The organism is Mitsuaria sp. PDC51, assembly GCF_900113225.1.
Lineage (GTDB): Bacteria > Pseudomonadota > Gammaproteobacteria > Burkholderiales > Burkholderiaceae_C > Roseateles.
This window is the reverse complement of sequence record NZ_FOZE01000001.1, coordinates 2721747-2729115: the sequence shown is the minus strand read 5'-3', so window position 1 is coordinate 2729115 and position 7369 is coordinate 2721747. Positions and strand designations below refer to the sequence as shown.

Sequence of the window (7369 nt, the reverse complement as noted above, 5' to 3'; positions counted from 1 at the left end):
CTGCCGGTCAGCATGAGCCTGGCCAAGGACGCCTCGAGCGCCGCGCAGCCGCTGATCAGCGGCATCCAGTTCGAGCCCTTCGGCGGCGTGCGCAGCTGGCAGATGCAGATGAACAGCGGCACGAAGCTGCAGGAGCGGGTGTACGACGCCTACGGCCGCCTGGTCCGTTATCCGCTGGGCGCCGTCGTCCGCGACATCACCTACGACGCGGCTGACCGGATCGTCAGCTACACGCACCTGGATGCGAGTACCGGTGAAGCCACCGCCGCCGCGCAGGCGATGAACCAGAGCTTCGGTTATGACGAGCTGGGGCGGCTGACCAGCATCGTCACGCCGGCCAACTCCTGGACCATCGGCTACGACGCCAACGGCAACCGGACCAGCGTCAAGCTCAACGCCACGACGCGGACCTACACGACGGCCAGCACCAGCAACCGGCTCACCAGCGTCGCCAATCCCACGCGCAGCTTCGGCTACGACGCGGCGGGCAACACGCTCAGCGACACGGGCCTGGCGTACACCACGACGATCCGACTGGACAACCGGCTGGGCACGCTCACCAAAAACGGCCTGACGACGACCTACCAGTACGACGCCGGTGGGCAGCGAGTGCACAAGGAGCACAGCGCGGGGCTGAGGGACTTCGCGTACGACCAAGAAGGGCATCTCCTGGGGGAGTACAACGCCTCGGGCGTGGTGCAGGAGTTCGTCTGGCTGGGCGACACGCCCGTGGCGGTGATCGTTGGCTCCGTGGCGTCACCGCTGCCGCTGCTCGCGTACGCGGATCACCTGAACGCACCGCGCGTGCTCATCGACAAGACCGAAGCCGCGCGCTGGCGCTGGATCAGCGAGCCCTTCGGCACGACGCAGCCGGAGCAGGCGCCGGCGGGCCTCTCACCGATCACGTTCAACCTGCGCTTTCCCGGGCAGTACTATGACAGCGAGTCCGGGTTGAACTACAACTACTTCCGGGACTATGACGGGACGACGGGGAGGTATGTTCAAAGTGATCCTATTGGGTTGACGGGAGGTGTCAATACATATGGTTACGCGAATGGAAACCCACTGACTTTTTACGACCCGTATGGCCTGTGGGGCACCGATGGCGTGTACGACGCCATCTACAACATGACTGGTGGCTGGGAGCCGTCGCAGGGGCTGGTTGATTTTGGCGGTGGATTCGGTGACGTTGTGACGTTCGGAATATCGAGACAACTTCGACGCGTTATGGACATCAATAGTGTCAATCGCTGCTCGAAATGGTACGCCGCCGGTGAAGTCTCTGGCGTTGTGGCTTCCATTGCGGTTGGTAATGCTGCTGGTACTCGAGCATTTGCACGCAATATTAGTCCCAATGGAGGAAGTAACTTCTCGCATAGCCTATTCTCCAGAAAGTTTCTCAAGCGAGCGGGTAGTTCGCCGGCAAACTGGATGAACAAGACTGGCAATCGCATGAATGGTGACTACATTCCCACCACGGGGGGGAGACCAGATCTTCATGACCTCATGGATGCCACAGCAGCCGGAATCGGCATGAATGCCGCGCAGCGCGCGAAATATATTCCGTGGCCTGCTTGGCGGAGGCTAATTAATCGTATGCCATACACCCCTGGGGCCGCTATTTATGGAGTGGCATCCATGACATTTAATGAAACGGATTGCACTTGTGAGGAATAGCTCGGAACATCAGTGGCTGGGAAGGCTCAAAAACTTCTTTGGCCTATTTAATTTGACGGAGTTCGAGGCACGGTTGCTTGATTTTTTATGCGAATCCGTGGATGTGGACATGCGAGGTGTCTTGCTTGACCAAATTGCGCGCTTCAATTTTGTTAATCGCGTGCTGGACGCAAATGAGCCGAGACTTGCCTATGGATTCACCGACTTTTATTATAAGAAATTTAATAAACTGCGGCCCTTCCCAAGGTTGTTGCCAGGTCTTGAGGGGATGGAAGAGCATATAATATTTAAGTGTGTTGCGATTGACGAGGGTGGCGTGATAATAAATTGTTCCTTTATTGCTGTTCGGGGGGCCTTGTTCGAGATCCAATATAGGTCTCCCCAAAGGCGCTGGCAGCCAACCGGAATTTACTCACTGAGGGCGGATTGATTGGCATGCCTTTCGCGTTGGGCGCTGTGTCCCGTCGATGTGAACGGCGCCGACCCGCTGATCTGTCGATCCGTCACGCGCCCCCGCCGGCATGACCATTGCCCCTCCAATCTGCCGGCGAAGTTGCCGGCGTGCTCAACATGGAGATCACCATGGCCCAGCAACCCAACACGAAGTCATCGCCGCAACCCCAGGGCGGTTCCAGCCAGCAGAACCAGCATCAGCAGGGGCAGCAAGGGCAGCAGAACCAGCCTGGCGGGCAGCAGGGCGGCGGCTCGCAAGGCCAGCGCCAGCAGTCCCAGCAGAGCCAGTCCGGCGGTCAGCAGGGACAGCTGAACCAGCGTTCGCAGCAGCCGTCCAGCCAGCAGTCGCCCGGCAGCCAGCGCAACCAGGCGTCCCGTGACGACCGCAGTGAGGACAGCGATTCCTCCCGCGAGGACCGCTGACCCTCGTTCTCAATGATGGGCCGCGCGCGCCGCCGCATTGCGCTTGCGGGTCGCCGCGGCCTTCTTCGCGGAGGCTGAGCGCTCCGCCGCCGTGCGGCTCGCCGCGGCCTTGCCGCCCAGGCGCCCGCCCTTGCGCGAGGGCTCGTGGTTCTCGGCCTGGCCGCGGCCCGAGCCCGACTTCTTGCCGCCGCCCGTTTCCTTGTTGACCGTGGCCCAGGCGCGCCGTTCGGCTTCGTCCTTGGGCACGCCGCGATGCTCATAGCCGCTTTCGATGTGCTCGGCCTGACGCTTCTGCTTGTCCGTGTAGGAGGATTTGTCTCCGCGAGGCATGGCGATCTCCTGAAGTGGGATACCCAGGCGCGGCAATCGCCGTACCGCCGCCGCTCGTTGCTTCTCGCTACGCCTTGCCGCCCGTGCCGTTCCGGCTACTGCCGCCGACAGGGCATGCCCCTTGCCGCTCATGGCGTGATGCATCAGTCGCGCGCTGCCCTCCGCCGCGCGATGAGGCGGTGGTCTCGTCGCGCCGGAGGAGGGCGGACGAACATCACCCTTCAGGAGACTTCTCATGAATACCTCCCCCTTCAGCACCGCTGCGCTGGTCATCGCCTGCGCGGCCTTGAGCGTCGGTTGCGCTTCCGACCGGCAGCAGCGTCGTGACGACGCGCGCAATGCGGCCGTGGGCGCGGTGGGCGGCGCCGTCATCGGCGCCGCGACCGGCGGCAACGCCCTCACGGGCGCGGCGGTCGGCGCGGTCGCCGGGGCGCTCATCGGGCGGCTGGTCGTCGACGGCCGCGAGCGCCAGGTCTACTCGGATGGCCAGGGCGGCCGCTACTGGGTCGACGAGGACGGCCGGCGCCATACGGTTCGTTGATCCGTCGGACCGACGGTCCGGCGGTCCGGCGGTCCGTCGACTTGTCGATCTCTTGACTGGCGCCCTCGGCCTCAGGCGGCGAATCCGCCGTCGATCAGCAGGTCGGCGCCGGTGACGAACCCGGCTTCCGGTCCGGCCAGATAGGCCACCATCGCCGCGATCTCGTCCGCCTTGGCGTGACGCGGCACGGCCATCAGGCCATGCAGGCCGGCGCCGAAATCCGTGTCGGCCGGGTTCATGTCGGTGTCGACCGGCCCCGGCGCCACGTTGTTCACCGTGATGCCGCGCGGCCCCAGGTCGCGCGCCATGCCCTTGACCAGGCCGATCAGCGCCGACTTGCTCATCGCATACGCCGCGCCGCCGGCGAAGGGCATGCGCTGCGCGTTGGTGCTGCCGATGTTGATGATCCGGCCGCCTTCGCGCATGTGCCGGGCGGCCGCCTGCGAGGCCACGAAGACAGAGCGCACGTTGACCGCCAGCGTGCGGTCGAAGTCCGCCAGCGAGAAGTCTTCCGTCGGCGCGACGTACAGCACACCGGCGCTGTTGACCAGGATGTCGAGGCGGCCGAAGCGCTCGGCCACGCCGTCGATCGCGGCCGCCAGGGCCGGCGCGTCGGTGGCGTCCGCCTTGATGGCGACCGCCCGGCCGCCCGCGGCCTGGATTTCTTCCGCCAGCGCCTCGGCCGCGATCGCCGAGGACGCATAACCGATCGCGACCGTGGCGCCCTCGCGCGCCAGCCGGCGCGCCGACGCGGCGCCGATGCCGCGCGAACCACCGTGGATGAAAGCGACCTTGCCGGCCAGCGGCGTGGAGGTGGAAGCGGAGGTGGAAGTCGAGGTGCTCATGGCGTCGTCCTTATGAAAAGGGAGTTGGGATGAACGAAGTCTGGTCGCTGCCACCTGATTCCGGTAGTCTCGGAACGGGTCGTTCAGCTTCAACCATTCCTATCGAATCCCATGTCCACCGAACTTCGCAGCCACCTGGACGCCTTCATCGCCGCGGCGGACGACGGCAGCTTCTCCGCAGCCGCGCGCCGCCTGGGACTGACGCCCGCGGCCGTCAGCAAGAGCGTGGCCCAGTTCGAGGCTCGCCTGGGCGTGCGCCTGTTCCAGCGCAGCACGCGACGGCTGGCGCTGACGACCGACGGCGAGCGCTTGTATGGCCAGGTCCGGCTGCCATGGGCGGAGATCGGCGATGCGCTGACCGACCTGCGGCAGGGGGCCGGCAAGCCGGCCGGCACGCTGAAGGTCGCGCTGGCCTACACCGTGGGGCGCGAGTACTTCGTGCCGATGATGGAGAGCTTCGTCCGGCGCTATCCGGACGTGGTGCCCGACCTGCATTTCGACAACCGGCAGGTGGACCTCGTCGCCGAGGGCTTCGACGTCGCGATCGGCGGTGGCATCGAGCTGACCGATGCCTTGATCGCGCGCGAGCTGGCGCGCTTGCGCATCGTGCTGGTGGCCTCGCCGGGCTACCTGGCGGCGCATCCGGCGCCGACGCATCCCTCGGAGCTGGCGCGTCATCGCGGTCTGCTGCGCCGCTCGCTGGGTTCGGGGCGGCTGCTGCCGTGGGCCTTGAAGAGCCGCGCCGGCGAGGAGGTCGTGGCCAGCGTGCGGCCGGTGATGGTGCTGGACGATCCCGAGGCGCTGGCGCGCGCGGCGGCCAGCGGCATGGGCATCGCCATGCTGCCGCGGCCGCATGCCCTGCCGCTGCTGGAGCGGGGCGAGCTGGTGCGCGTGCTGCCCGACTGGTCCGCGGATTCGCGGCCGCTGTCCATCTACTACACCAGCCGCAAGCTGGTGCCGGCCAAGGTGCGGGTGTTCGTCGACCACGTCATCGAGGAATTCCGCACGCGGGGTCACGCCGAGCGCTTCGCCGCCGGCTGAACGCGAGGCGGCGAGGCGGCGAGGCGGCAGGGCACTGGCCTGCCGAGGCCGCGGATCGTCGCGGCCGGGGATCAGCGGGCCGCGACGCCGTCGGTGGCGGCGCCCTTGGCGTCCTTGGCGGCGAAGCGCTGCACGAGCTCGGCGTACTTGGGCGAAGCCTTCAGCGCCGCGTAGCGGGCCTCGGCCTGGGCGCGCTGGCCGGCGTTCAGCGCGAAGTCCTCGGTGCGGTCGACAGCGGCCAGGCCGGACTCGCGATAGATCGCCAGGTCGGCCAGCACTTCGGCGCGGCTCTTCTGACTCGGGGTGATGGGGTCCAGGTGGCTGTAGCTCTGCGCGAAGGCCGGCACGGCGGCGGTCGACAGGGCGATCAGGGCGGAGGCGATCAGGGTCTTGGCATTCATGATGGTGTCCTTCCAGGAGAGCGGTGGATCGGGGTGTCGTCGTTCGGTTCGCTGTTGCGTTTGCCGATGGACGAAGAGTAGGCAGTGCCCCGGATCGCATAAATGGCGGACTCCGGAATGTGCCGTTGTGCATGGCGCAACAATCGCCGCCCTCCGTCATTTGTCCCCGCCGCTTCCGCCGATTGCCGATGGCCGCGAGCGCGCGGCATTCCTACGCTGAAGGCCATCACCATCCTTCGCGAGGGACACCATGCCGCTGTGGCTCTATCACCTGCCGGTCTGGCAGTTCGGATCCTTGCTGCTCGCCGGCTGGATCATCCCGGCGCTCGCCAGCTTCGAGCTGGTGCACCGCCTGTGGAAGCCGCGCTTCGATGACACGGACAAGGGCCTGGCCCTGACGCTGCTGGCGCTGGTGGCCACGCTGAACTCGCTGCTGCTGGCCTTCTGCGCGGTGTCCGTGTGGGAGTCCTTCCGCAGCGCCGACTCCGCGGTCAGCAACGAGGCGGTGACCTTGAGTGCGCTGTCCCGCGACCTGGCCGTGATGGGCACGCCGCCGGCGCTCGAGGCGCGCGAGCGGGTCCGCGCGTACACGCGGTCCATCCTCGACGAGGAGTGGCAGGACATGCAGGGCACGCCCGGCGGCACCGGCACGGCCGGCGGCGGCCTGCACGTCAACCGCATCTTCCGCGCCGTGCAGCGCATCGAGCCGGGCAGCGCGGCCCAGCAGGCACTGCTGCACGAGATCTGGGCCCGCACCAACGACATGCTGAAGTTCCGGCGCGAACGGGTCAGCGCCAGCGAGTCGACCGTGCCGGCATCGCTCTGGTTCGTCGTGATCGCGGGCGGCGTCATGTCGCTGATCCCGCTGCTGGTGCTGCCGGCCACGGCGTTCAACCGGGCCGCGGTGATCTTCCTGTCCTTCTCGACCGGGCTGGTGTTCTTCTTCATCGCCCAGATGGACCGGCCCTTCGTCGGCGACCTGAGCATCAGCCCGCGGCCCTACGAGCGGACGCTGTCGGGCATGGAGAGCTGGGACCAGGGGCCGCGCTGATCGGCCCGGGCCGATGTCAGTCCGCGGCCGGGCGCCGGAACACGAGGTCGCCGTCGTCGTAGGTCAGCAGCGGTGGCGCGGTCGCCGGATCCATCGGCACATAACCGCAGCGCGTCAGCAGGCGGGCGCTGCGCGCGTTCTCCGGCAGCGTGGTCGCCCAGCATGCGACGCCCGGACTGACGCGGGCGATTTCCTCGTGGAGCCACCGCAGGCCTTCGGTCGCGTGGCCGCGGCCCCAGTGCGCGGTCCCCAGCAGGAACGCGACTTCCGCGATGCCGTCGTGGACCGTCGCTTCCAGTCGGCCGATGAGCTCGCCGGTCGCCGCCAGGCGCATCGCGTAGTTGAGCCAGCGCTGGTCGGCATGGTCGTCGGGCGGTCCGGCCAGGGCCCGGCGCAGGCCGAGCGCGACCAGCGCCGGGGAGTCCGGCAATCCGCCGATGTGCTGGTAGACGCGCTCGTCCCACAGCAGCGCGGCCATCGCGTCGAGGTCGGTGTCGATGAGCGGCGACAGGCGCAGCGGGCCGCGCAGGGTCGACGCGGTGGACTCGGGCGATGGCGGTGAAACGGGCATTCGGGAAAAGACGCAAGCCGGGACCGGCAGCGCGGA

The 7369-nt window shown here is 67.2% G+C and carries 9 protein-coding genes; 5 read left to right on the top strand and 4 right to left on the bottom strand.

The features are described 5' to 3' along the window. Both BM393_RS11405 and BM393_RS11400 read left to right on the top strand, forming a co-directional pair. The coding region (locus tag BM393_RS11405) for an RHS repeat domain-containing protein (protein ID WP_217648420.1) at positions 1–1677 on the top strand (1677 nt) is incomplete at its 5' end. 582 nt (positions 1678–2259) lie between these two features. Further along, positions 2260–2553, top strand: a complete 294-nt coding sequence (locus BM393_RS11400) for a hypothetical protein (protein ID WP_141225299.1) — start codon at positions 2260–2262, stop codon at positions 2551–2553. Between the two features lie 9 nt (positions 2554–2562). Here the strand turns inward: BM393_RS11400 and BM393_RS26130 are convergent, their stop codons facing one another. After that, positions 2563–3120: a hypothetical protein gene (locus BM393_RS26130; protein WP_254783348.1), complete on the bottom strand. Its 558-nt coding sequence runs from the start codon at positions 3118–3120 to the stop codon at positions 2563–2565. Here BM393_RS26130 and BM393_RS11390 point away from each other — a divergent pair. Further along, complete coding sequence (locus BM393_RS11390; protein WP_091724871.1) at positions 3119–3424, top strand: YMGG-like glycine zipper-containing protein; 306 nt, start codon at positions 3119–3121, stop codon at positions 3422–3424. The two genes, BM393_RS26130 and BM393_RS11390, sit on opposite strands and share 2 nt — an antisense overlap. Positions 3425–3495: 71 nt before the next feature. Here the strand turns inward: BM393_RS11390 and BM393_RS11385 are convergent, their stop codons facing one another. After that, a complete protein-coding gene (locus tag BM393_RS11385; RefSeq protein ID WP_091724870.1) occupies positions 3496–4269 on the bottom strand; it encodes an SDR family oxidoreductase in 774 nt (257 codons plus the stop codon). 111 nt (positions 4270–4380) lie between these two features. Between BM393_RS11385 and BM393_RS11380 the strand changes: the two genes are divergently transcribed. Then, positions 4381–5310, top strand: coding sequence for a LysR family transcriptional regulator (locus BM393_RS11380; RefSeq protein ID WP_091724869.1), 930 nt, complete (start codon positions 4381–4383; stop codon positions 5308–5310). A gap of 71 nt (positions 5311–5381) precedes the next feature. Here BM393_RS11380 and BM393_RS11375 read toward each other — a convergent pair whose 3' ends face one another. Next, entirely contained in the window at positions 5382–5711 is a 330-nt protein-coding gene (locus tag BM393_RS11375) for a DUF4148 domain-containing protein (RefSeq protein WP_091724868.1), read from the bottom strand. A gap of 250 nt (positions 5712–5961) precedes the next feature. Here BM393_RS11375 and BM393_RS11370 point away from each other — a divergent pair, with 250 nt between their 5' ends. Beyond that, positions 5962–6762 carry a DUF4239 domain-containing protein gene (locus BM393_RS11370; protein ID WP_091724867.1) on the top strand — a complete coding sequence of 267 codons (801 nt, stop codon included), beginning with the start codon at positions 5962–5964 and terminating at the stop codon, positions 6760–6762. 16 nt (positions 6763–6778) lie between these two features. Here the strand turns inward: BM393_RS11370 and BM393_RS11365 are convergent, their stop codons facing one another. Then, complete coding sequence (locus BM393_RS11365; protein WP_091724866.1) at positions 6779–7333, bottom strand: GNAT family N-acetyltransferase; 555 nt, start codon at positions 7331–7333, stop codon at positions 6779–6781. Positions 7334–7369: the final 36 nt, after the last annotated feature.